At 60.7% G+C, this 22,659-nt stretch carries 19 protein-coding genes and 1 other RNA gene; 9 read left to right on the top strand and 11 right to left on the bottom strand.

The genetic code is table 11. From position 1 onward, the window contains the following. Position 1 precedes the first annotated feature (1 nt). The 4 genes from P2W41_RS17760 to P2W41_RS17775 are packed head-to-tail and all read right to left on the bottom strand — an operon-like array spanning position 2 to position 4,870. Positions 2 to 1,114 carry a cis-3-hydroxy-L-proline dehydratase gene (locus P2W41_RS17760; RefSeq protein WP_404933935.1) on the bottom strand — a complete coding sequence of 371 codons (1,113 nt, stop codon included), beginning with the start codon at positions 1,112 to 1,114 and terminating at the stop codon, positions 2 to 4. 9 nt (positions 1,115 to 1,123) lie between these two features. Then, positions 1,124 to 2,125: a 4-hydroxyproline epimerase gene (locus P2W41_RS17765; protein ID WP_292898628.1), complete on the bottom strand. Its 1,002-nt coding sequence runs from the start codon at positions 2,123 to 2,125 to the stop codon at positions 1,124 to 1,126. Positions 2,126 to 2,137: 12 nt separating this feature from the next. Continuing rightward, complete coding sequence (locus tag P2W41_RS17770) at positions 2,138 to 3,397, bottom strand: FAD-binding oxidoreductase (RefSeq protein WP_292898627.1); 1,260 nt, start codon at positions 3,395 to 3,397, stop codon at positions 2,138 to 2,140. Positions 3,398 to 3,412: 15 nt separating this feature from the next. After that, positions 3,413 to 4,870, bottom strand: a complete 1,458-nt coding sequence (locus P2W41_RS17775) for an aldehyde dehydrogenase family protein (RefSeq protein WP_404933936.1) — start codon at positions 4,868 to 4,870, stop codon at positions 3,413 to 3,415. Between the two features lie 331 nt (positions 4,871 to 5,201). Between P2W41_RS17775 and P2W41_RS17780 the strand changes: the two genes are divergently transcribed. Next, positions 5,202 to 5,867 (top strand): GntR family transcriptional regulator, encoded by a 666-nt coding sequence (locus tag P2W41_RS17780; protein ID WP_404933937.1) that lies wholly within the window; start codon positions 5,202 to 5,204, stop codon positions 5,865 to 5,867. A gap of 521 nt (positions 5,868 to 6,388) precedes the next feature. Here P2W41_RS17780 and P2W41_RS17785 read toward each other — a convergent pair. The 5 genes from P2W41_RS17785 to ffs all read right to left on the bottom strand — a co-directional run bounded on the left by P2W41_RS17785 (position 6,389) and on the right by ffs (position 10,694). Continuing rightward, a complete protein-coding gene (locus tag P2W41_RS17785) occupies positions 6,389 to 7,621 on the bottom strand; it encodes a lytic murein transglycosylase (protein WP_404933938.1) in 1,233 nt (410 codons plus the stop codon). 18 nt (positions 7,622 to 7,639) lie between these two features. Beyond that, positions 7,640 to 8,245, bottom strand: coding sequence for a recombination mediator RecR (gene recR, locus P2W41_RS17790; RefSeq protein WP_292898619.1), 606 nt, complete (start codon positions 8,243 to 8,245; stop codon positions 7,640 to 7,642). 48 nt (positions 8,246 to 8,293) lie between these two features. Then, a complete protein-coding gene (locus P2W41_RS17795; protein ID WP_229450204.1) occupies positions 8,294 to 8,617 on the bottom strand; it encodes a YbaB/EbfC family nucleoid-associated protein in 324 nt (107 codons plus the stop codon). 17 nt (positions 8,618 to 8,634) lie between these two features. Then, entirely contained in the window at positions 8,635 to 10,470 is a 1,836-nt protein-coding gene (locus P2W41_RS17800; RefSeq protein ID WP_404933939.1) for a DNA polymerase III subunit gamma/tau, read from the bottom strand. Positions 10,471 to 10,597: 127 nt separating this feature from the next. Beyond that, positions 10,598 to 10,694: signal recognition particle sRNA small type (ffs, locus tag P2W41_RS17805), an RNA gene on the bottom strand. Positions 10,695 to 10,824: 130 nt separating this feature from the next. On the opposite strand from ffs, the gene P2W41_RS17810 reads away from it, so the two are divergent. Both P2W41_RS17810 and nudC read left to right on the top strand, forming a co-directional pair. After that, positions 10,825 to 11,244: an HIT domain-containing protein gene (locus tag P2W41_RS17810; protein WP_292898614.1), complete on the top strand. Its 420-nt coding sequence runs from the start codon at positions 10,825 to 10,827 to the stop codon at positions 11,242 to 11,244. A 30-nt stretch (positions 11,245 to 11,274) separates the two neighbouring features. Next, entirely contained in the window at positions 11,275 to 12,219 is a 945-nt protein-coding gene (gene nudC / locus P2W41_RS17815) for an NAD(+) diphosphatase (protein ID WP_292898612.1), read from the top strand. 17 nt (positions 12,220 to 12,236) lie between these two features. On the opposite strand, the gene P2W41_RS17820 is transcribed toward nudC, so the two are convergent. Both P2W41_RS17820 and P2W41_RS17825 read right to left on the bottom strand, forming a co-directional pair. Then, positions 12,237 to 13,112 carry a prephenate dehydratase gene (locus P2W41_RS17820; RefSeq protein ID WP_292898610.1) on the bottom strand — a complete coding sequence of 292 codons (876 nt, stop codon included), beginning with the start codon at positions 13,110 to 13,112 and terminating at the stop codon, positions 12,237 to 12,239. Continuing rightward, the gene (locus P2W41_RS17825; RefSeq protein ID WP_292898609.1) at positions 13,109 to 13,855 is read right to left on the bottom strand and encodes a 3-deoxy-manno-octulosonate cytidylyltransferase; all 747 of its coding nucleotides are present in this window, start codon (positions 13,853 to 13,855) and stop codon (positions 13,109 to 13,111) included. Before P2W41_RS17825 ends, P2W41_RS17820 begins: the two co-directional genes overlap by 4 nt. Positions 13,856 to 14,052: 197 nt before the next feature. Between P2W41_RS17825 and P2W41_RS17830 the strand changes: the two genes are divergently transcribed. The 6 genes from P2W41_RS17830 to P2W41_RS17855 all read left to right on the top strand — a co-directional run bounded on the left by P2W41_RS17830 (position 14,053) and on the right by P2W41_RS17855 (position 22,649). Then, on the top strand, positions 14,053 to 14,784 hold the full coding sequence (locus tag P2W41_RS17830) for a c-type cytochrome (protein ID WP_404933940.1): 732 nt from the start codon (positions 14,053 to 14,055) through the stop codon (positions 14,782 to 14,784). Positions 14,785 to 14,936: 152 nt separating this feature from the next. Then, positions 14,937 to 16,817 carry an extracellular solute-binding protein gene (locus P2W41_RS17835; RefSeq protein ID WP_404933941.1) on the top strand — a complete coding sequence of 627 codons (1,881 nt, stop codon included), beginning with the start codon at positions 14,937 to 14,939 and terminating at the stop codon, positions 16,815 to 16,817. Then, positions 16,814 to 18,703: an extracellular solute-binding protein gene (locus P2W41_RS17840; RefSeq protein WP_404933942.1), complete on the top strand. Its 1,890-nt coding sequence runs from the start codon at positions 16,814 to 16,816 to the stop codon at positions 18,701 to 18,703. The genes P2W41_RS17835 and P2W41_RS17840 overlap by 4 nt, the downstream gene beginning before the upstream one ends. Before the next feature lie 54 nt (positions 18,704 to 18,757). Then, entirely contained in the window at positions 18,758 to 19,870 is a 1,113-nt protein-coding gene (locus tag P2W41_RS17845) for a microcin C ABC transporter permease YejB (protein ID WP_292898602.1), read from the top strand. Then, positions 19,870 to 21,021: an ABC transporter permease gene (locus P2W41_RS17850; protein ID WP_404933943.1), complete on the top strand. Its 1,152-nt coding sequence runs from the start codon at positions 19,870 to 19,872 to the stop codon at positions 21,019 to 21,021. Before P2W41_RS17845 ends, P2W41_RS17850 begins: the two co-directional genes overlap by 1 nt. Then, a complete protein-coding gene (locus P2W41_RS17855) occupies positions 21,018 to 22,649 on the top strand; it encodes an ABC transporter ATP-binding protein (RefSeq protein ID WP_404933944.1) in 1,632 nt (543 codons plus the stop codon). The genes P2W41_RS17850 and P2W41_RS17855 overlap by 4 nt, the downstream gene beginning before the upstream one ends. Positions 22,650 to 22,659: the final 10 nt, after the last annotated feature.

The following is a 22,659-nucleotide window of genomic DNA, read 5'->3' on the forward strand; positions in this document are numbered from 1 at the left end:
CTCAGGCGCCTTTTCCAAACGACAGGACCGGTGCGCCAAGCGTTTCGAAATCAGGCTCGATGCCAAGTCCCGACCCTGACGGCGCTTTCATGCCACCATTGACGCGTTTCGGTGCATTGGCGGCGATGGTTTTGGTGCCATAGGAATTGAAGTCCGTTGCCGAAAAGACGAAGTCGGATGGCGTGGACTGCGCAAGATGCGCGATCGCAGCAGTGACGATGTCACCGCCCCATGTGTCTTCGATGGTCATGGGGATGCCGTGTGCGAGACACACATCGCGCATGGTGCACGCCTTCGACAGACCGCCGACCTTGGAGATTTTCAGGTTGATGACGTCGAATGCGTCGTCGGCCAAACCGCGCACGAGCATATCCAGGCCGGTGATGTTTTCATCCATCACGAAAGGCTTTGCCGTGCGGCGGCGGATCGACAGGCACTCGTCATAGGTGGGGCATGGCTGCTCGATATAGACATCGAGATCGGCCACCGCATCGACCACGCGTGCTGCCTCATGCCGCGTCCAGCCGGTGTTGGCGTCGGCCACGAGAATGTCCGTGTCGTCGAGGATTTCGCGGCAGGCGCGGATGCGGGCGATGTCATCATCCGCATTGCCGCCGACCTTGAGCTGGAATTTGGTGTAGCCCTCGGCCCTGTAGCCGGCGATCTTCTTTGCCATCTGATCGGGGTCTTCCTGCGAGATGGCGCGGTAGAGGCGCACCTCGTCCTGCGCGCTGCCGCCAAGAAGCGTGACCAGCGGCAAGCCACTCGCCTTGCCCAGAATATCCCAGCAGGCGATGTCGAGCGGCGCTTTCACATAGGGGTGCCCGTTGAGGGCGGCATCCATCGTTCGGTTGACCAGACCGAGATTGGTGGGATCGAGGCCGATCAGCTTTGGTGCGATCTCTTCAAGGCCCGCGCGCACACCGCGCGCATAGGACGGTAGATAGGCCGAGCCCAGCGGGCAGCATTCGGCATAGCCGGTGAGGCCCGTATCCGTCTCGATGGCGACGACGGTGGAATCGAAGACTTCGACGAAGTTTCCGTTAGACCATGAATAGCGCCCTTCCTTCAGCGGCAGGTCGACCTGATAGGCGTGGATGGCAGTGATTTTCATGGTCTCTCCTCAAACGACAACAAAGCCATGGGCATAGGGATCGCGGTCGTCGATCATGATCGTGTTGTAGCCCGTGACACGCGCCCAGCCGGCGACCGACGGCACGATGGCGGGCTTGCCTGCAACCTGCGCTTCGGCCTCCACGCGGCCTTCGAACACGGACCCGATGATGCTTTCGTGGACGAAATTATCGCCGGGTTTCAGGAGCCCTTTCGCATGCCAGTGCGCCATGCGCGCCGAGGTGCCGGTGCCGCAGGGCGAACGGTCGATCGCCTTGTCTCCATAGAACACCGCATTGCGCGCATGGGCCTGCGGCTGCGTGGGACTGCCAGTCCACAGAATGTGGCTCAGGCCCTTGATGTCCGGCTTTTCGGGATGGACGAAATCGTACTTCGCGTTGAGGGCGGCGCGCAGTTTCGGGCTCCAGCCGATTAGCTCGCCCGCCGTATGGTTTGCCATATCCTCAAAGGCAGGCTGCGGCTCGACAATAGCGTAGAAATTCCCGCCATAGGCGACATCGACCGTGATTTCGCCAAGCCCCTCGACCTCTGCGGTCAGACCGGTGGAATGCACGAAGGCAGGCACATTGGTGAGGCGCACCTTTTCAACAAAACGCTCATTCTGTTCATATTCCACCACGACAAGCCCGGCCGGCGTGTCGAGACGCACCACACCGGGTTCGCGCGGGCGGATGAGACCGTTTTCAATGCCGATGGTGATGGTCCCGATCGTGCCATGCCCGCACATGGGCAGGCAGCCGGAGGTTTCTATGAAGAGAATGCCGATGTCGCAATCATCCCGCGTGGGCGGATAGAGAATGGAGCCCGACATCATGTCGTGGCCGCGCGGCTCGAACATCAGGCCGGTGCGGATCCAGTCATACTCGGCGAGGAAGTGCGCGCGGCGCTCCAGCATTGTGGAGCCCTGAAGCTGCGGACCGCCACCGGCCACGACCCGAACCGGGTTTCCGCAGGTGTGTCCGTCGATACAGGTGAAGGTGCTGACCGCCATGGTGTTTTCCTGTCAAAACCGGTCGGGCCGGAAGGGCGATATGTCGATGGGTGGATTTCGCTCGAGGATCAGATCAGTGATGAGTCGAGCCGTGGCGGCCGATTGGGTGAGCCCCAGATGGCCGTGGCCGAAGGCATAGAGGATGCGGGGGCTGGAGGAGGCCCGCCCAATGACCGGAAGCGAATCGGGCATGGAGGGGCGCGAGCCCATCCACTCCGTTCCGCCTTCGCGCTTCAGCCCCGGCAGGAAGCCGGCAGCCTTGTCCAGCATGTGTTGTGCGCGCCTGAAATTGACCGGGGCATCGAAGCCCGCGAGCTCGGACGCGCCGCCGACACGGATGCCGGTGGCAAGAGGCGTGACCACGAAGCCATGCGCAGGGAAAATAACCTGACGTTTCAGATCGAAACTACCGGGTGGCAGCGTGGTGTTGTAGCCGCGTTCGGGTGTGACGGGCAATTTGTCGCCAAGGAGGGCAGTGAGGCTGTTCGACCACGGCCCGGCGGCGAGAACGGCATGGTCTGCCTTGAGGGTTCGACCATCCTCAAAGGTGACAATGACGCCTTCGGTGCTATCGGCCAGATGAGAGACCGCTCCCTCGACAAGGTGGACGCCCCGCGCCTGAGCTGCTTCCAGCAGGGCAAGCGCATAGTCGCGCGGGTCGCTGACCGTTTTCCATTGCGGCAGGAACACGCCCTTCACCAGGCGGGGCGAGAGGCCCGGCTGCAATTCGACAAGGCGCGCGCCTTCCACATGCTCCACCTCGATGCCGGCCCTCTCGCAGCGCTCCCAGCTTTTTAGCGACGCGCGCCATGCCGCCTCGCTCTCGTAAAGTTCCAGAGCGCCATCGTGGCGCACCAGATGGTCGAGACTGGCTTCTTTCGTGAGGGATGCGGTTTCAGCTTCGGAGAGTTTATTCAGCGCTGCCTGCGCCGCCGTGCTCGCCTCGACGCGGTCAGGCAGGGAGGCGCGGAAGAAGCGCAGGAGCCAGGGCAGAACCGATGGGAACTGCGCCGGTGGAATGGAGAGCGGCCCCAGCGGATCGACCAGCCATTTGGGCGCCTTGAGGAGGATGCCGGGAGACGCCAGCGGGAGAATGGAAGGAAAGGCGAATGCACCCGCATTGCCCCGGCTTGCGGCATTGGCCGGCGCATCGCGCTCGATGAGCACGACCTGCCGGCCTGTCTCTGCCAGGCGGAACGCGGTGGCGATGCCGATGATGCCGCCGCCGATGATGACGACATCCAAGTTGTCTCCCTGCCGGGTTTTGCCCATGTTCCCTCCGATAGATCAGGGCTGCGTGTACGCCGTCTTCACCGTCGTGTAGAACTCGACGGCATAGCGACCCTGCTCGCGCGAGCCAAAGCTCGAGCCCTTGGTGCCGCCGAAGGGCACGTTGTAATCGACACCGGCGGTTGGCAGGTTGACCATGACCATGCCAGCCTGCGATTTCTGCTTGAAGTCGCTCGCATATTTGAGCGAGGTGGTGCAGATGCCCGAGGAGAGGCCGAAACTTGTGTCGTTGGCGACATGCAACGCCTCCTCGTAATCCCTGACACGGATAACACTGGCGACCGGACCGAAGACTTCTTCGCGGTTGATGCGCATGTCATTGCTGGTTTCGGTGAAGAGTGCAGGCGCCATATAGAAGCCGGGCTTCTCCAGCGTCAGGCGATCGCCGCCAATTGCGAGCTTTCCGCCTTCCTGCCCAGCGATCTCGACATAGGAGAGGTTCTGTTCGAGCTGTTTTTCATCGACCACGGGACCCATCTGTGTCTTCGGGTCGAGCGCATCGCCGACGACGAGGGTCCTGAGCTTCTCGGTGAGGGCAGAAACGAAACGATCGTGAATGCCCTCCGTCACAACGAGACGGCTTGAAGCCGTGCAGCGCTGGCCGGTGGAGAAGAATGCGCCATTGAGCGCAACGCCCACCGCCGCATCGAGATCGGCATCGTCAAGAACCACAAGCGGGTTCTTGCCGCCCATTTCAAGCTGCACCTTTTTCAGATGCTCACCACAGGCTGCCGCGATGCCGCGACCCGTGGGCACGGAGCCGGTAAAGGAGATGGCCCGCACTTTCGGGTTTTCGATCATGCGGGGGCCAAGCTCGGAGCCGCGTCCGGCGACCATATTGAAGACGCCCTCGGGCAGGCCGGAGCGCGAGAGGATTTCCGCCAGCGCCCAGGCCGAGCCCGGCACGAGCTCGGCCGGCTTCAGCACGACCGCATTGCCATAGGCAAGTGCGGGGGCAATCTTCCAAGCCGGGATGGCAATGGGAAAATTCCACGGGGTGATCATGCCGATAACGCCCATGGGTTCGCGGCGCATGTCCACCTCGACGCCGGGGCGGATGGAATCGAGCCGCTCGCCCGGCAGGCGAACAGCCTCGCCGGCGAAGAACTTGAACACCTGACCGGCACGCACCACCTCGCCGATGCCTTCCGCCAGCGTCTTGCCCTCCTCGCGCGAAAGCAGACGGCCAAGCTCGTCCTTGCGGGCGATGATCTCATTGCCGACGGCATCGAGGATGTCGAAGCGCTGTTGCGGGGTGGAACGCGCCCAGCCGGGCGCGGCATCATGGGCGGCATCGATGGCGCGGTCGAGATCGGCGGCACCGGAACGCGCTGCCAGGCCAACGATATCGCGCGTGTCGGACGGGTTTATATTCTCAACCTGGCTGTCGCCCTCGATCCATTCTCCGGCGATGTAATTCTTGAAATGGTTGGTGCCTGTCTCGCTGAGCGCCATTTGTGGAGTACCCCGTTTTTTTAAGTTTCAGTTGGCCGTTTCAATTCGACGGGCAGCCTAACGCAGGCGCGGCCTGCCAGTCATGCGATGGTTCGTTATGCCAGCCTGCCATTTGCACATAAGATGCCTCTTGTGGACATAAGACGCCTTTTGGCCCAGCGGGCCAAACGCCCACGGGAAACCGAACAAACATTGTATCGGAGTCTTTAACTCATATTGGATCCAATATACAATTATAAAATCAGCGGCGGCAGGAAGAACGTTTGCGTATGGCAAGAGCGCGTGTACGCAGCCAAGGGTTGCCGATATTGCCACGGGCAGGATTGAAACGATGAAGCTGGACAGCGTTGACATAAGACAGACAGCGTCAGCCACCGATCTGGTCTTTGAAGCTCTGCGCAAGGCCATCATCGAAGGTGAATTGGCGGAGGGCGAGCATCTGCGGCAGGATCATATCGCACAGATGTTCAATACCAGCCGCATTCCCGTGCGCGAGGCATTCCAGCGCCTGGAGCAGGACGGCCTGGTCACCACGCAGCGCTTCAAGGGAACGGTGGTCGCGGCACTCTCGGTCTCGGAAATCGAGGAGATCTTCGAGTTTCGCGCGCTGCTGGAGAGCGAAATGATGCGGCTTGCCGTTCCGGAGCTCACACAGGAGCAACTGGAGATCGCCCGGGCACACCTGCAGGCGTTCGCAGAGACTGCCGATCCCGGCGGCTGGGGCGAGGCGAACCGAAACTTCCACTACGGTCTCTATGAGGCGGCAGCCCGCCCCTATCATCTGCAGATCATTCGCTCCTCACTCGATCGGGTCGATCGCTATCTGCGCGCCCAGCTCACCCTTACGGATGGCGTGCAGCGAGCCAACCGGGAGCACCTGGCGATATTCGAAGCCTGCAGGAAAGGCGATGCGGATGAGGCCGCGAACCTCACCCGCTCCCATATTCTCGACGCCGGCCGCTCGCTCCTTGCGATATTGGAAAAGCGGCGCGGCTAGATGGTCAGCACTGGCCGGGACGGACCACCCGGAAGCCGGCAGCACGCGCGCTGCACGCATTGCCGAATGTCCGACGCTGCCCCCCCTTGCGGGCGCAAACAGGCCTGTATTCACGCGTGCAGGCCTGCGGACGGCCTGGCCGGTTCGACTGAGGCCGGCAGGTGCCCGGACGCACGATCCTGAACCCCTGAGCGCGCGCCGAACAGGCATTGCCGAAGGTGCGCTGCTCTCCGCCGCGTCGCGCGCAGACGGGATTGTATTCCATCGTGCACATCTGTGGCCGATCCGGCCGCGGAGGACGAGGACGATTGGGGCCCTCCTCAACCACGACGGTACAACTCGCCAGAATAATCGCGGCGCCCGCGAGTGCGCCCATCCGGGACATGATCTTTGCAATGAACACGGTCTACCCTCTCTCGACTTTCGGTGCGGAAGTTCCGCTCCATCCCCGAAAAGAGCTTAGCCGATTTGTGAAACGCTTCCAGCCCGTTGTACAAAAATCGTAAACAGGGAGCCCGCGTTCAACGCAGGCTACGAACCGTATCGTCTGCGGGAAAGCAGGTGGGGGCGATACCGTTTTTCTGCTGCCAGTCACCGATGGAACGGCGCGTCTTGAATCCGACGAGGCCATCTGATCCGCCTACGTCGTAGCCAAGACGTTCGAGCCCGCGCTGCATCGCAGCTACATCGCTGCGAGTGAACCCGCCGAAACGACCCCAGGGTGCAGCAAACTCGCTGTTGCCATACATGATGCGGTCGCCGGCATGGCCAACGAAAAGCGCATAAAGATCGCTCTCATTGTAATCCTTGAGGCGATAGAAATTCGGCGTGACTATGAAGGCGGGACCGTAGCGTCCCGCAGGCATCATGAGATATCCCTCGCCCGTGAGCTCGTGCTCGGGGAAAGCCTTTCCACCGACACGCCGAATGCCGAGCGCCTGCCAGTCTGCTATGCGCTTACCGCGATCCGGCCCTTCGAGAGCGCAGGACACGGATTGCGGGACGGTAACCTCGAAACCCCAGTCGCGCCCGCGCACCCAGCCATGCTGAGCCAGATAATTGGCGATGGAGGCCAGAGTGTCCGCCTCGGAATTCCAGATGTCGGCAGTGCCATTGCCGTCGCCATCCACCGCGTATTTCAGATAGGACGAGGGCATGAACTGTGGCTGCCCCATCGCACCGGCCCAGGAGGAGCGCATGGTCCGTGGTGAAACGCCCCGGCGCTCCACCATTTCGAGTGCCGCCAAAACCTCTTGTCGGAACATCTCTTTTCGTGTGGCGAGGAACGCCTTGGTGCCGAGAACCTCAAAGGCGTCGTAAGGGATCTTGGCGCGACCAAACCCGGATTCACGACCCCAGATGGCAAGCAGGATGCCGCGAGAAACGCCATAACGTTTCTCGATCGCAGCAAGAACGCCGGAAAGCTGACCGGCGCGGGAGCGGCCACCCGAAACAACGCCGCCAATATGTTTGAAATAGGCGGATGGAGCACGGAACTCGGCCTGATGCTGGGTGTCGCTCCGTGGCTTGCCCTGTCCCGGGAGAACGAGATCGGGCAGTTTCAGGTTGGGGGAGACATTGGCAAAGGCTGCATTGAAGGTCGCGGAAGAAATCCCGCGACGCTGCGCCTCGGGCCAGAGATCACTCGTCAACCAGTTGCGGAACTGCGCCTCGACGGATTGCGCCGACACCGGGATGGCGATCAGGCACATGAACAGGAGGGCCATGAGGCGGATCGTGTGGCGAAATCTCATGACGTTTCTCCCGCTTCCTTAAAAACTCGTGCGCGACTTCAGGGCTGCCGAAAGCGTTCCCTCATCCAGATAGTCGAGTTCGCCACCGACCGGCACCCCATGGGCAAGGCGCGTGACTTTCACGTCCATCCCCGCGACCTGATCGGTGATGTAGTGAGCCGTTGTTTGTCCCTCCACCGTGGCGTTGACAGCGAGGATCAGTTCCAACACACCGCCTTCGGCCACACGGCTGACCAGCCCCTTGATGTTGAGATCGTCGGGCCCGACCCCATCAAGCGGCGACAGCGTGCCTCCGAGAACGTGATAGCGCGCATTCATGGCGCCGGCGCGCTCCAGCGCCCAGAGATCGGACACGTCTTCCACGACGATGATCGTGCTGCCATCGCGGCGCGGATCGGTGCAAAGCGTGCAGGGATCGCTTGTATCGACATTGCCGCAGGTGGAGCAGACCCGCACCTTATCCACTGCCTCGGCCATCGCCGCCGTGAGCGGAGCGAAGAGCTGATCCTTCTTCTTGATCAGATGCAATGCCGCCCGCCGGGCCGAGCGCGGCCCAAGCCCCGGCACGCGGGCCAGAAGCTGGATAAGACGTTCGATTTCCGGTCCGGCGATGGATTTTGACATGACTGTTCCGCCCACACATGGCCAAGACGAGGCCGGCCACTCTTGCTGCTAGAACGGCAGCTTCATGCCGGGAGGGATCGGCAGGCCGGCGGTCATTTCCTGGGTTTTCTCCTGAATGGCCGCTTCGAGCTTCGTTTTAGCATCGTTGTGTGCAGCAAGGATCAGGTCTTCGAGAATCTCCACGTCGTCTTCCTTGAATAGCGACGGGTCGATTTTCAAAGCCTTCATCTCGGATTTGCCACTCAGCGTCACCTTGACCGTGCCGCCGCCGGCCTGACCCTCGATTTCCATTTCGGCCATTTCTTCCTGCATGGCCTGAAACTTGGCCTGCATTTCCTTGGCTTTGCCCATGAGGCCCATCAGATCGCGCATTTTGATCTCCAGTTCATTCAAAAATCGTCGTCATCATCGTCCGGGTCGACCGGAACAATGGCGTCTTCAGTTTCCTCGACGGCATCGGGATCGGTCGCATCCGGGATGCGGATGTCGATGATCTTCGCACCGGGAAACCTCTCCAGAATGGCGGCCACCGCCGGATCGGCCTTGGCATCGGCTATCGCGCTTTCACGGCGACCCTCTTCCTGTTCGGCAAGGGTCTGCCCTCCTGCCTCACTCGACAGCGAGACTATCCAGCGACGGCCGGTCCATTCCTTCAGCCGATTGGTGAGGTCACCCATCACCGTCTTGGGCGCATCCTCGGTCAGGCTGATGTCGAGGCGACCCGGCTCAATCGAGACAAGGCGGACACACCGCTTTAGCAGCACCTTGAAGGCCATGTCCCGCTTTGCATCGGCGAGTTTGGCGATGTCCTCAAGCGAGTTGAGCGGAACCGCATCGGGCACCGCCTCTTCGGCAACCACTGGTGGCTGCATCGCCACGGGCGCTGCTTCCGGCTGGACGAGACGCATGGTCTGACCGCCACCGGAGACCGGCGCATGCTGGGTCGCAACTGCGGATGCCACTGCGCCACCGGCGCCATTGCCGGACGGTGAAACCCCACCGGGCGCCGGAGGCTGGCCCTGCCCGTTGCCCGCACCTGATGACAGGTCGTCCAGCCGCTTCAGCGCCTCGTCAAGCGTGGGCAAACTGGCGGCGTGGGCGATGCGGATCAACACCATTTCGCCAGCGGCCATGGGCCTGCCAGAAGACTGCACCTCCTGAATCCCTTTCAGGAGCATCTGCCAGGTGCGCGAGAGAACCCGCACCGAAAGTGTCTTCGAAAATTCCAGACCCCGCGTGCGTTCGTCTTCCGAAAGCGCCGCATCATCGGCGGCTTCCGGCACGAAGCGCAGGCGGGTGACCAGATGATTGAACTCGGCCAGATCGTTGAGCACCGTGGCGGGGTCGGCGCCGACATCGTATTGGGCGCGGAATTCGGCAAGTGCGGCAGCCACATCGCCCTTCATCAGATGTTCGAACAGGCCGATGATGCGGCTACGGTCGGCCAGCCCCAGCATGTCGCGCACGGTTTCCGCCGTGACCTTGCCTGAGGAATGGGCAATCGCCTGATCGAAGATCGACTGGGCGTCGCGCATCGAGCCTTCCGAGGCGCGCGCGATCATGGCCAGAGCTTCGTCCTCTGCCTCCACGCCTTCCAGCCCGCCAATACGGCCGAGATCGGCCTTTATCATCGCCGCATCGATGCGACGCAGATCAAAACGCTGACAGCGCGAGAGGATGGTGATGGGAACCTTGCGGATTTCCGTGGTGGCGAAGATGAACTTCACATGCGGCGGCGGCTCCTCAAGCGTCTTCAACAGGCCGTTGAAGGCCTGGTTGGAGAGCATGTGAACCTCATCGATGATGAATACCTTGTAGCGCGCGGAAACTGGTGCGTAGCGCGCCTGGTCGATGATCTCGCGGATATCATCGATACCAGTGTGGGAGGCGGCATCCATCTCCACAACGTCCACATGCCGGCCTTCGAGGATGGCGCGGCAATGCTGGCCTTCCTCTGACAGATCGACGGTTGGCTTGTCGATCGTGTCGGTCTTGTAATTGAGTGCACGCGCCAGGATGCGGGCGGTCGTCGTCTTGCCGACACCCCGCACGCCGGTCAGCATCCATGCCTGCGCGATGCGTCCGGCATTGAACGCGTTGGTGAGGGTACGCACCATCGGCTCCTGGCCGATCAGTCCGGTGAAATCGCTGGGACGGTATTTGCGGGCCAGAACCCGGTAGGCGCCGCCGGCCTTGTCGCTTGTCCTGGTGCCGGCCTCGGTCATTGCCCTCTCGCGCTCCGTGTTTTGTCCTGACGCCGGCAGTGTCCCCTTGGACAAGGTTCTGCGTCAATGGACAATGTGGACTGCAAGGCTGAAATCCGATGAATGCGGCCAGGAAAGCAAGAAGAAGGTGGGAGGCTGGCACGGCGACCCGTGCCTGGCTCGTTAGGGCTGCTTCCTTCCGGACCTGACCCGGTTGGCGAGTGGCGCGTCCACCACCAACCTCCCGGCCCCCATATCGGAAATTGTGAGGACAAATGCAAGGGGAAGAGATGCGCTTTCCTGCCGACGGCCAATCATTCGCTTGCAGGTGCAGTCGGCTCCCTCTAGCGTTGACGCACATTATAAGGAAAGCCGATGCTGCCAGACGCAAAACAGGGTTTCGAGCTTGATCCAAAGCTGGAGGCTGAAAGCCTCCATGTGATGTGGCTCGGCCTGTGTGAGCTACGCCTTTGTGATGACAGTCGATGGCCGTGGCTCATTCTTGTTCCGCAGCGCCCGGGCGCGGAGGAGATCCATGACCTGACGCCTCTCGATCAGGCCATGGTCAGCTTCGAGACCAACATGGTTGCGCAGATGCTCAAGGATATGACGGGCTGCACAAAGATCAACAGTGCCGCACTCGGCAACGTGGTTCGCCAGTTACATATACATGTGGTTGCGCGCAGCGAGGACGACCCCGGCTGGCCCGGCCCCGTCTGGGGATACGGTGTCCGCGAACCTTATCGACGCGAAGACCTGCACCAGTTTGCCGAGACGATTCGCGGCAAGCTATGAGTTTGTTTGAAACCCGATAGATCGCCCTTCATGACCTTTCCATTTTTCGACAACATACGCGACGAGGCGAGCCAGCGTGTCGCTTTCTCCGGAAACCGCATCGACCGGCAGGCGGAGGCTCGCACAGACGATGCCGGCGACAGAGCGCTGGAGAACCCGGATGCGCGCCTGCTATTGTTCGCACAGGGGCGGCTTTTTCTTCGCGTTGCAGGCGACGATGCGTTCGATCCATACTTCACTCGGGAAACGGCCTCTCGCCTGGCAGCCGATCTGAAGGGCGCAGTGCTTCTTGGCCATGAGAACGGCACACCTATTCTGGCCGTTCCTTCGACGGCAGATATCGAAACCCTGCCCGAACCTCTCAAGGCGATCGACTATCGTTCCATTTATATGCAGGGACTTCTGGAACCGTCTCAACTTGGCGCGCTGGCGCAGGGAGCAGCGCTACTTGCCTGGCACGACAGCCACCGGTTCTGTGGTCGCTGCGGCAACGAGACGGTGATGCGCGACGGTGGTTACAAGAGGCACTGCCCGGCTTGCAGTCGTGATCATTTCCCCCGCACCGACCCGGTGGTGATCATGCTTGCCGTGCGTGGTGAGCAATGCCTTTTGGGCCGCAGCCCTCATTTCGCACCCGGCATGGTTTCCTGTCTTGCCGGGTTTGTGGAGCCCGGAGAGACCATCGAGGCTGCCGTTCGCCGCGAAACCCAGGAAGAGGCCAACATAACTGTGGGCTCTGTCGCCTACCATGCCAGCCAGCCCTGGCCGTTTCCCTATTCGCTGATGATCGGGTGTTATGGAAAGGCCGAGAGCGTGGCGATCACCATGGACGAAAACGAACTGGAGGAATGCCGGTGGTTTTCCCGCGACGAGGTTCGCCTCATGCTGGAAGATGCGCATCCGGAGGGCTATCGCGTGCCCCCCACGGGCGCGATAGCCAACACGCTCATCCGCGACTGGGTGTTCGCAGCGTGAATATGTCGCCCAGGTGACTAATCGTCGTCTTCGGTCTGCGTGGCGCGGAAGGCATGCCCCTCGTAGACACCAAGAATGCGAACTTCACGCGAGAAAAAGCCGAGTTCCTCAAGCGCCAGAGCGACATTGCGGTCGTCGGGATGCCCTTCCACATCGGCGTAGAACAGGGTGGAGAAGAATTTCCCCCCGAGCTGATAACTTTCCAGCTTCGTCATGTTGACGCCATTGGTGGCAAAACCGCCCATGGCCTTGTACAGCGCGGCGGGAACGTTGCGCACCCGGAAGATGAAAGTGGTCATCATCAACTGGTCAGGCGATGTCCGCGCCGCCAGCTTCTGCTCTTTCGAGAGCACGACGAAGCGGGTGACATTGTTCTCGGTGTCCTCGACATTCTCCATGGCGATGTCGAGGCCGTAGAGCTCTGAGGCAAGCCGGGGCGCCAGCGCGGCATTGGAGCGCTCGCCCATCTCGGCAACGAGGCGGGCGGCACCTGCGGTATCGCCCGCGACCGTGCCCTTCCAGCGGTTCTTGCGAATGATGTTCCGGCACTGTCCCAGCGCATGAATATGGCTGTAGACCGTCTTGATTTCCTCGGTCTTCACACCGGGAAGCACCATGAGCTGAAAGTGGATCGGCAGGAAATATTCCCCTACGATATGAAGCTTCGAGCGCGGGAGAAGGTGGTGGATATCGGCCACCCGACCAGCAATCGTGTTCTCGATCGGGATCATCGCCAGATCGGCTCCGCCGGTTTCGACAGCGGTGAAGCAGTCTTCAAAGGTCGGACAGGGAAGCGGCTCCATGTCGGGAAACATATTGCGGCAGGCGGTGTCTGAATTTGCACCGGGTTCGCCCTGGAAAGCGATCTTGTTTGTCTTGGCTGCCATGATCATGTGTCCGTTTTCAATGCGAGTCTTTGCCTGGCTTTTTCCAGGTCTTCAGGGGTGTCGACACCAAGCGGAACCGCAGCGACGATCTGCGCATCGATGCGCATTCCCGCCTCGAGAGCCCGCAACTGCTCCAGCCGTTCGCGTGTCTCCAGAACAGAGGGGGGCAGGGAAACGAAACGCTGCAGCGCTGCGCGCCGATAGGCATAGATGCCAACATGATGATAGAGCGGCCCTTCCCCCCAGGGGGCGGTCGCGCGGGTGAAATAAAGCGCCCGCAAGCGAGACGAATCGCTATCCAGGGGGGCGCCCACGATCTTCACCACGTTCGGGTTGGTTTTCTCTGTCTCATCCTGGATCTCCACGCCGAGGGTGGCGATGTCCACCTGCGGATCGTTGAGCGGACCGGCAACGGCGCGGATGTCCTCAGGAGCGATGGTCGGGAGATCGCCCTGCAGATTGATGATGTTCTCAAAGCGGCCGTCCGGATCAAGGGTGTCCAGGGCCTCGAAGATGCGATCGGAACCGGACTGATGATCGGTGCTCGTCATGATGGCGGTGAAACCGGCTTTCTGGACGGCCGCGGCCACCTCGGTCGAATCGGTCGCAACGGCCACTTCGCCGGCTTCACTCTCGCTTGCGCGACGAGCGACGTGCACAATCATCGGCGCACCGGCGATATCGGCCAAAGGCTTGCCCGGCAATCTGGTCGAGGCCATACGCGCGGGAATTATGATCAGGCTGGACATGGAGGCCGGAACTCTTTTGAATTGCTAAAGTGGCAAAAAGTCTCACTGGGAAGTGCCTTATATGTGTTGCATGCGCGGAGCAAAAGACCTAGTTTCCGCGCGATTTTACCGGCAACGGCCGAACGCGGGGGACACTGGCGCTGAAGTTTCTTTCTTCTCGCCGCCGCGAGCGTCCGGAATAGGGAGCCTCAGGGCGTATGAACTCGTTCGAACTCAACAAAATCCTCGGCGCGCTTCTGGGCGCCGTTTTCGTAATCTTCTCGGTCAGCATTCTCTCGGACGCGATTTTCTCCTCGCCGCCGCCAGCCACACCGGGCTATGCGATCGAGGTGACTGAGGACGCTGGTGCCGGCGCATCCGACGGACCGGCCGAGCCAGAGCCCATTGCCCCGCTGCTCGCCTCCGCCGACGCCGGAAAGGGCGAGAATATCTTCAAGCGCTGTCAGGCGTGCCATACCGTGGATGAAGGCGGCGCAAACAAGGTTGGTCCCAACCTTTGGGAGATCGTGGACCGTCCGATCGCCAGCCATGAAGGCTTCGGTTATTCGGCAGCCATGCAGGAATTTGCGCAGGGCGGCAGCGTCACCTGGACCTATGAAAACCTGGATCATTTCCTGGCGAACCCCAAGGGTTTCATTTCCGGAACCGCCATGGCATTCGCCGGTCTGAAGAAAATCGAAGACCGGGCCGATCTGATCGCCTATCTGCGCCAGCACGCTTCGAGCCCAGCTCCTTTGCCTGACCCTGAGGCCGGGAATGACGACGATGCCGCGGCGGCACCGGCGGAAGGTGAAGAGGCTGCTCCTGTAACCGAAGGCGAGACGGCTCCGGCTGAAGAAGAGGCAGCTCCTGCGGAAGAAACGTCCACGGATGAAGCTCCGGCTGAAGAAGCCCCTGCCGAAGGCGATAATGCGCCATCAGGCAACTAACGAAAATTTAATTTTGCAAAGCTTGAAAAAGCCGGTTTCGACCGGCTTTTTTGTTGCCCAAAAGAAGCTTCAGGAAAGAGCTTAGGCCCTTGCCATGCGTGGGGGATGGTCTACCTTTCGACTGGGAACCAAAACAATATGAGGAGAATGCCATGCGGGTGATCGGTGCGACAGCAACCAGGGCGGTCTGCCTCGCCGCAGCTCTTCTGTTCGCCAGCCATCCCGCAAGCGCCGAAGACGAATGGCTCACCAGTTCGTCACTCATCAAGTCTGAAAGCCAAGAGAGCACGTTCGAGCGCTATGACTATGTAAATCCGGACGCGCCCAAGGGCGGGACGCTGAACTCCGTCGCGCTCGGCACCTATGACAGTTTCAATCCGTTCATCGTGCGTGGCACCCAGGCAGCCGGACTCAACTATTTCGGCGGTTTTCTCTGGGACACGCTCATGCAGCAGTCCCTGACAGAGCCCAGCACGAGCTATCCGCTCATTGCCGAAGCCTTCAAGCATCCCGAGGACAACTCCTCCGCCACCTACCGCATCAATCCCAAGGCGCGCTGGCACGACGGGACACCAATTACAGCGGAAGACGTGGTGTGGTCTCTCAACATGCTCAAGAAACACAGTCCGCAGCACACTCGATATTTTTCCAGCGTCGAGGAGGCGGTGGCCCTTTCCGAACGCGAGGTGGAATTCCGGTTCGATCAGGCAGGCAACAAGGAACTGCCGCACATTATGGGCGATCTTCCAGTTCTGCCGAAGCACTGGTGGGAAGGCACAGACGCAGAGGGCAAAAAGCGTGACTTTACGCAGCCCACGCTCGAGCCGCCGCTTGGAAGCGGCCCATACATGATCGAGAGCTTTACACCCGGCTCAGAAATTGTCTGGAAGCGGGTGGAAGATTATTGGGCGGCCGACCTGCCTGTGCATGTGGGACGTTACAATTTCGACCGCCGCAGATACACCTACATTCAGGACGAGAACGCCGCCTGGCTCGCTTTCACCAAGGGTGGCCTGCAGGATATTCGCGTGGAAAACCGCTCTCGCCGCTGGGCGACGGAATACACGTTTCCGGCGGTCAAGGATGGCGACGTCATCAAGAATGAGTTTCCGACCGGCGGAGCGGAGCCGATGCAAGGCTTCGTCCTCAACACGCGCCGACCGAAATTTCAGGACCGCCGGATTCGGCAGGCGCTGACACTTGCGTTCAATTTCGAGGACATGAACCGGACACTCTTCTTCGATAGCTATACCCGTACAGACAGCTATTTCGAGGGAACCGAGCTGGCCGCGACCGGCCTTCCAGAAGGGCGCGAACTTGAGATTCTCAAGGAGTTCAAGGACAAACTGCCACCGGAAGTGTTTACTGATGCGTTCAAGCTCCCGGTCTACGACAATCCGCAGGCGGAGCGGACCTATCTGCGCGAAGCAATCAGGCTCTTCTCCGAAGCGGGCTGGAGCATCAAGGGCGGCAAGATGACGAATGACGGCACCGGCCAGCAATTCACCATCGAGTTTCTTGGCAACAGCCCCACTGACGAGATAACGACCGGGCCATATATGGCGGCACTACGCAAGATCGGTATCGACGTATCGCTGCGCATTATCGACCCGTCGCAATATGTGAACCGCATCCGAAATTTCGACTTCGACGCGGTCGCGAGCATCTTCGTAAACTCGCTTTCACCGGGGAACGAGCAACGCGAATATTGGGGTTCAAAAGCGGCCGACACCCCCGGCACCCGCAATCTTGCCGGGGTCAAGAACCCCATCGTGGATGCGCTCGTCGAAAAGATCATCTACGCGCAGGACCGCGAGGAGCTTGTCGCGGCAAGCCGGGCGCTCGACCGAGTGCTCCTGTGGAGTTATTATTGGGTGCCTCAATGGCATGCGCCTTACGTTCGCATCGCCTACTGGGACAAGTTCGGGATGCCGGAAAAGCAGCCCGAATATGCCGGTGTCGACCTTGATTCCTGGTGGATCGATCCGGAGCGCGAGAAAGCGCTTTCAGCCAAATACCGGAGCCAGAATTGAGCGAGCGCAGCGAGCCTCCGCAGCGGCCTTCACGCAGGGACTTCCTGTCGCTCGCCGGTGCGGCAATTGCCGCACCGCTGCTGCCGTACGAGGCTTTCGCCAGTGTCGGGACCGGCACGCCACTACACGGCCTTTCCGCATTCGGCGATCTCAAATATGCCCCGGACTTCAGCCATTTCGACTATGCCAGTCCGGAGGCACCAAAAGGTGGTACGTTCAATTTTCAGCCCGGATACTGGTTCTTCAATCAGAACGTCCTGACCTTCAACACGCTGAACGCCTTTGTGCGCACCGGCGATGCACCGCCGCGCATGGAGATATGCTTCGATTCCCTGATGGTTCGGGCCTATGACGAGCCCGACGCGATCTACGGGCTTCTGGCCGAAAGCGTGACGCTTTCCGACGACCGCAACGGATTTATGTTCAAACTGCGGCCGGAGGCCCGGTTTCATGATGGCTCGCCGGTCACCGCCGAAGATGTGGCTTTTACCTACAACCTGCTGAAGGAGAAGGGGCACCCCCAGCTGCAGCTGCCACTCACCGAGATGACCGAAGCCAATGCGGACGGGACCGATCTCGTTAATTTGCGGTTTTCCGGCGCGCAATCACGCCGCAACATTCTCACCGTTGCGGGTTTTCCGATCTTCTCAAAGTCCTTTGTCGAAGAAAACGGCTTCGACAGCTCCCGGCTGGTGCCACTGCTCGGCTCCGGCCCATACAAGGTGGGTCGTTTTTCGGCCGGGCGCTACGTGGAATATGATCGAGTGGGAGACTATTGGGCCCGAGACCTCGGCCCTGCCAAGGGTTTCAACCATTTCGACACGATCCGCATCGACTTCTACCGCGACCGCAATGCCGGCTTCGAAGCCTTCAAGAAGGGTGACGTCTACTGGCGCGAGGAGTTCACGTCGCGCGTCTGGGCGACAGGGTACGACTTTCCCGCGATTCGCGATGGCCGCGTGCTTCAGACCGAGATACCCGGTGAAAAGCGCCCGCAGCTCTATGGTCTCGTGCTCAACCAGCGACGGGAACAATTCAAGGATGTGCGGGTGCGCGAGGCCATCAGCCTGTGCTTCGACTTCGAATGGACCAACCGCAACCTGTTCTACGACGCTTACACGCGGTCGCATTCCTTTTTCGAACGCTCACCTTACATGGCCGAAGGAGAACCCTCCCCCGAGGAGCAGGCGCTGCTCGACCGCTTTCGCGGCGAAGCGCCGGAGGCAGCATTCGGAGATGCGGTGAAACAGCCGACATCCGATGGATCGGGCCGCGACCGCAACAATCTGCGTCGGGCGCGCCAGCTCTTGACAGAAGCAGGCTGGACGCCGCGCGATGGTGTTCTCCACAACGAGAAAGGCACGCGCTTCACACTGGAATATCTGGTGCGGGATGAAATCTTCCTGCGTCAGGATGCCAGCTTCGGCGAGAACCTGCGCGCCATCGGCATTGATGCGTCCACCCGTGTGGTCGATGCCTCGCAGTATCAGAGCCGGCAAAGTGCGTTCGATTTCGACATGATCTCCATGGCGATCGGGCTGACGGCCACACCGGATGCAAACGGGCTCGAACAGATATTCCATTCGCGAACGGCAAGCGTCGAAGGGACCTACAATTTTGCGGGCACGGCCGATCCGGTGGTCGATGAACTTATCGAAATTGCCGGCAGGGCGAAAAGCCGCGACGAACTGACCGTGACGCTAAAGGTGCTGGACAGGGTCTTGCGTGCGAGGCGCGACTGGATTCCAAATTGGCACCTGACGAATCACCGCGTGGCCCACTGGGACATGTTCGGTTACAGCGAGAACAAGCCGGATTACTTTTTCCCGGTGGAATCTCTGTGGTGGTTCGAGGAAGAAAAGGCGAGAGCGATTGGCAAGGCGTAAGGGCGGCGTGGCAGAGTTTTCCTCAATCCCAAACGTGAAGAGAGTGGCTGACTGATGGGCGCCTATATCCTCCGTCGACTGCTCCTCATGATCCCGACGCTTTTTGGCATCATGGCAATCTCTTTCATCGTCGTGCAGTTTGCACCCGGCGGTCCCGTGGAGCAGGTGATTGCCCAGATCACCGGGCAGGCTGGCGGCGCCGATGCACGCATATCCGGTGGCGGCGGTGATTTCGGCAATCAGGGATTCGGCGGCGGTTCTGTCGAAGGCAGTGGCGTAACCTCGAAATATCGCGGCGCGCAGGGTCTCGATCCAGAGTTCATTGCGTCGCTTGAAAAACAGTTCGGCTTCGACAAGCCACCGCTCGAGCGTTTCGCCCTGATGATCTGGAACTATGCGCGGTTCGACTTCGGCGAGAGCTATTTCCGCGACATTTCGGTGATCGACCTGATCCTCGAGAAGATGCCGGTCTCGATCTCACTCGGCCTCTGGATTACGCTGATCTCCTACGGGATTTCCATTCCGCTCGGCATCCGCAAGGCGGTGAAGGACGGTTCGGCATTCGACGTGTGGACCAGCGGTGTGGTCATCGTCGCATATGCCATTCCCGGCTTCCTGTTTGCGATCCTCCTGATGGTTCTGTTCGCCGGCGGGTCTTTCTTCGACTGGTTTCCGCTGCGCGGCCTGACTTCCGACAATTGGGAAAGCCTTTCCTGGCCGGAGCGCATACTGGACTATTTCTGGCACCTTGCCCTGCCGTTGACGGCCATGGTGCTATCGGCCTTCGCCACGACGACGCTTCTGACCAAGAACTCGTTTCTCGATGAAATCCGCAAACAGTATGTGGTGACCGCGCGCGCCAAGGGGCTCTCGGAGCGACAGGTGCTCTACGGCCATGTCTTCCGCAACGCGATGCTGATCATCATCGCCGGATTTCCCGGCGCGTTCATCTCCGCCTTCTTCACCGGCTCGCTTCTGATCGAGAGCATCTTCTCGCTCGACGGGCTCGGCCTGCTGGGCTTCCGTTCGGTTATCGACCGCGATTATCCCGTAGTGTTCGCCAATCTCTACATATTCTCGCTGATGGGACTGGTCATCAGCCTCATCTCGGATGTCACCTACACGCTGATTGACCCCCGCATCGACTTCGAGCGGAGGGATGTGTGATGTCCGACATTCAGGTGCAAAGCGAGGTGGCAGCGGTGCGCCGCCCCGGCAGAAAGCCGTGGCTCTCGCCGATCAACAAGCGCCGCTGGCAGAATTTCTGCGCCAACCGGCGCGGCTACTGGTCTCTCTGGATCTTCCTGATCCTGTTCGTGCTGTCGCTGTTTGCCGAGTTTCTTGCCAACGACAAGCCGGTGCTCGCCTATTACAAGGGTGAGGTTCTGTTTCCGGTTCTGGTGGACTACCCGGAAGAGAAGTTCGGCGGCTTCCTCGCCGTGACGGACTATCGCGATCCGATCATCTCCGAGGAGATCAAGGCCAATGGGTGGATGGTGTGGCCGCCGATCCGCTATTCCTACCGCACGGTGAACAACGAAATTCCCGAGGCGGCGCCCGCCAAGCCCTCATGGATGTACACCAAGGAAGAACGCTGCGGGCGTTATCTGCAGGGTGTTGACGATCCGGCCTGTACGCCCGGAAACTGGAACTGGCTCGGCACGGATGACCAGGCCCGGGACGTGCTTTCACGCGTGATCTACGGGTTCCGCATCTCGGTTCTGTTCGGCCTCATCCTGACCGGCGCCTCGGCGCTGATCGGCGTGAGCGCCGGCGCGATACAGGGTTATTTCGGCGGCTGGACGGACCTTCTCTTCCAGCGCTTCATCGAGATCTGGTCGTCAATCCCGGTACTCTATCTGATCCTGATCATCGCCGCCGTTCTGCCGCCGGGCTTCTTCATCCTCCTCGGCATCATGCTGCTTTTCTCGTGGGTCGCTTTTGTGGGCGTCGTGCGCGCCGAATTCCTGCGCGCGCGCAATTTCGAATATGTGAGTGCGGCGCGGGCGCTTGGCGTTTCCAACCGCACGATCATCTTCCGCCACCTTCTACCCAATGCGATGGTGGCCACCCTCACCTTCCTGCCCTTCATCCTGAACGGCTCGATCACGACGCTGACATCGCTCGACTTTCTGGGTTTCGGGCTGCCGCCCGGCTCCCCTTCGCTCGGTGAACTCCTGCGGCAGGGCCAGCGCAACCTCAACGCGCCATGGCTCGGCATTGCAGGCTTCCTGAGCCTCTCGATCATGCTGTCGCTGCTGATCTTCATCGGCGAAGCCGTGCGTGACGCCTTCGACCCGCGGAAGACGTTCAAATGAGTGACGCCCCCCTCCTCTCGATCCGTGATCTTTCCGTCTCCTTCAAGCAAGGCGCTCAGGAAACGCTTGCGGTCGATCACATCTCGTTCGACATCGCGCGCGGCGAGACTGTCGCGCTGGTCGGGGAATCGGGGTCGGGCAAGTCCGTTTCTGCACTTTCGGTGCTGCGGCTTCTGCCCTATCCTGCGGCGAGCCACCCGTCCGGCCAGATCTTCTACAACGGCGTGGACATCCTTGCCGCCGATGAAGCGACACAGCGCAAGGTACGCGGCAACGAGATTTCCATGATCTTTCAGGAGCCGATGACCTCACTGAACCCGCTGCACACCATCGAACGGCAGGTCGGCGAGGTGCTCAAACTGCATCGCGGCATGGGCGACAAGGCGGCGCGGGAGCGGACCCTTGAGCTGCTCAATCAGGTTGGCATACGCGAGCCGGAGAAGCGACTTGATTCCTTCCCGCACCAGCTTTCCGGCGGCCAGCGCCAGCGCGTGATGATCGCCATGGCGCTGGCCAACGAGCCCGACCTCCTGATCGCCGATGAACCGACCACCGCCCTCGACGTAACGGTGCAGGCGCAGATATTGGAATTGCTCGCTGATCTTCGGCGCAAAAAATCAATGTCGATGCTCTTCATCACCCACGATCTTGGCATTGTGCGCAAGATTGCGGACCGGGTCTGCGTCATGACCGACGGGAAAATCGTGGAGAGTGGGCGGACGGAGGATATCTTCACCAACCCGCAGCATGCCTATACACGCCACCTGATCGAGGCCGAGCCGAAGGGCCGCCCGCCGAAAGCAGACCCTACTGCAGAAACAGTGATGAAAGGTGACGGGATCAAGGTCTGGTTCCCTGTGAAAAAGGGGCTTCTGCGCCGCACGGTTGACTACATCAAGGGTGTCGACGGGGTGGACGTGACGGTGCGCGCGGGCCAGACGCTCGGCGTGGTGGGTGAATCGGGTTCCGGCAAGACGACTCTCGGTCTGGCCCTTGCCCGCATGATTGGCTCGGAGGGGCATATACGCTTTTCCGGCGAAGAGATCGATCAGCTTTCGTTCCGGCAGATGCGCCCCTACAGGCACGCCTTGCAGGTGGTGTTTCAGGACCCTTACGGGTCATTGAGCCCGCGCATGTCGGTTGCCGAGATCATCGAGGAAGGTTTGCGCATTCATGAACCCGGCCTTTCAGCAGCCGAGCGCGACGCGATGGTGGTCGATGTTCTGAAGGAGGTCGACCTCGACCCCGGCAGTCGGTTCCGCTACCCACACGAGTTCTCCGGTGGGCAGCGCCAGCGCATCGCCATCGCGCGCGCCATGGTGCTGAAACCGCGCTTCGTGATGCTGGACGAGCCCACATCGGCGCTCGACATGAGTGTGCAGGCGCAGGTGGTGGACCTTTTGCGCGATTTGCAGAAGCGGCATAACCTGGCCTATCTCTTCATCAGCCATGATCTGAAAGTCGTTCGTGCGCTAGCCAACGAGGTGATCGTCATGCGCGCGGGCAAGGTGGTGGAGGCCGGTCCGGCGGAACAGATTTTCGATGCGCCGCAGACCGAATATACACGCGCGCTGATCGCAGCCGCATTCAACATCGAAGCCACGCCCGGAGGCGTGGTAAGCGAATAAAGTTCGAGGG

Source organism: Nitratireductor sp. L15S-10 (assembly GCF_045011005.1).
Lineage (GTDB): Bacteria > Pseudomonadota > Alphaproteobacteria > Rhizobiales > Rhizobiaceae > Nitratireductor.

Coding starts and splice junctions, on each gene's coding strand:
- P2W41_RS17760 (WP_404933935.1), bottom strand. CDS start 1,114: ATGAAAATCACTGCCATCCACGCCTATCAGGTCGACCTGCCGCTGAAG.
- P2W41_RS17765 (WP_292898628.1), bottom strand. CDS start 2,125: ATGGCGGTCAGCACCTTCACCTGTATCGACGGACACACCTGCGGAAAC.
- P2W41_RS17770 (WP_292898627.1), bottom strand. CDS start 3,397: ATGGGCAAAACCCGGCAGGGAGACAACTTGGATGTCGTCATCATCGGC.
- P2W41_RS17775 (WP_404933936.1), bottom strand. CDS start 4,870: ATGGCGCTCAGCGAGACAGGCACCAACCATTTCAAGAATTACATCGCC.
- P2W41_RS17780 (WP_404933937.1), top strand. CDS start 5,202: ATGAAGCTGGACAGCGTTGACATAAGACAGACAGCGTCAGCCACCGAT.
- P2W41_RS17785 (WP_404933938.1), bottom strand. CDS start 7,621: ATGAGATTTCGCCACACGATCCGCCTCATGGCCCTCCTGTTCATGTGC.
- recR (WP_292898619.1), bottom strand. CDS start 8,245: ATGTCAAAATCCATCGCCGGACCGGAAATCGAACGTCTTATCCAGCTT.
- P2W41_RS17795 (WP_229450204.1), bottom strand. CDS start 8,617: ATGCGCGATCTGATGGGCCTCATGGGCAAAGCCAAGGAAATGCAGGCC.
- P2W41_RS17800 (WP_404933939.1), bottom strand. CDS start 10,470: ATGACCGAGGCCGGCACCAGGACAAGCGACAAGGCCGGCGGCGCCTAC.
- P2W41_RS17810 (WP_292898614.1), top strand. CDS start 10,825: ATGCTGCCAGACGCAAAACAGGGTTTCGAGCTTGATCCAAAGCTGGAG.
- nudC (WP_292898612.1), top strand. CDS start 11,275: ATGACCTTTCCATTTTTCGACAACATACGCGACGAGGCGAGCCAGCGT.
- P2W41_RS17820 (WP_292898610.1), bottom strand. CDS start 13,112: ATGATCATGGCAGCCAAGACAAACAAGATCGCTTTCCAGGGCGAACCC.
- P2W41_RS17825 (WP_292898609.1), bottom strand. CDS start 13,855: ATGTCCAGCCTGATCATAATTCCCGCGCGTATGGCCTCGACCAGATTG.
- P2W41_RS17830 (WP_404933940.1), top strand. CDS start 14,053: ATGAACTCGTTCGAACTCAACAAAATCCTCGGCGCGCTTCTGGGCGCC.
- P2W41_RS17835 (WP_404933941.1), top strand. CDS start 14,937: ATGCGGGTGATCGGTGCGACAGCAACCAGGGCGGTCTGCCTCGCCGCA.
- P2W41_RS17845 (WP_292898602.1), top strand. CDS start 18,758: ATGGGCGCCTATATCCTCCGTCGACTGCTCCTCATGATCCCGACGCTT.
- P2W41_RS17850 (WP_404933943.1), top strand. CDS start 19,870: ATGTCCGACATTCAGGTGCAAAGCGAGGTGGCAGCGGTGCGCCGCCCC.
- P2W41_RS17855 (WP_404933944.1), top strand. CDS start 21,018: ATGAGTGACGCCCCCCTCCTCTCGATCCGTGATCTTTCCGTCTCCTTC.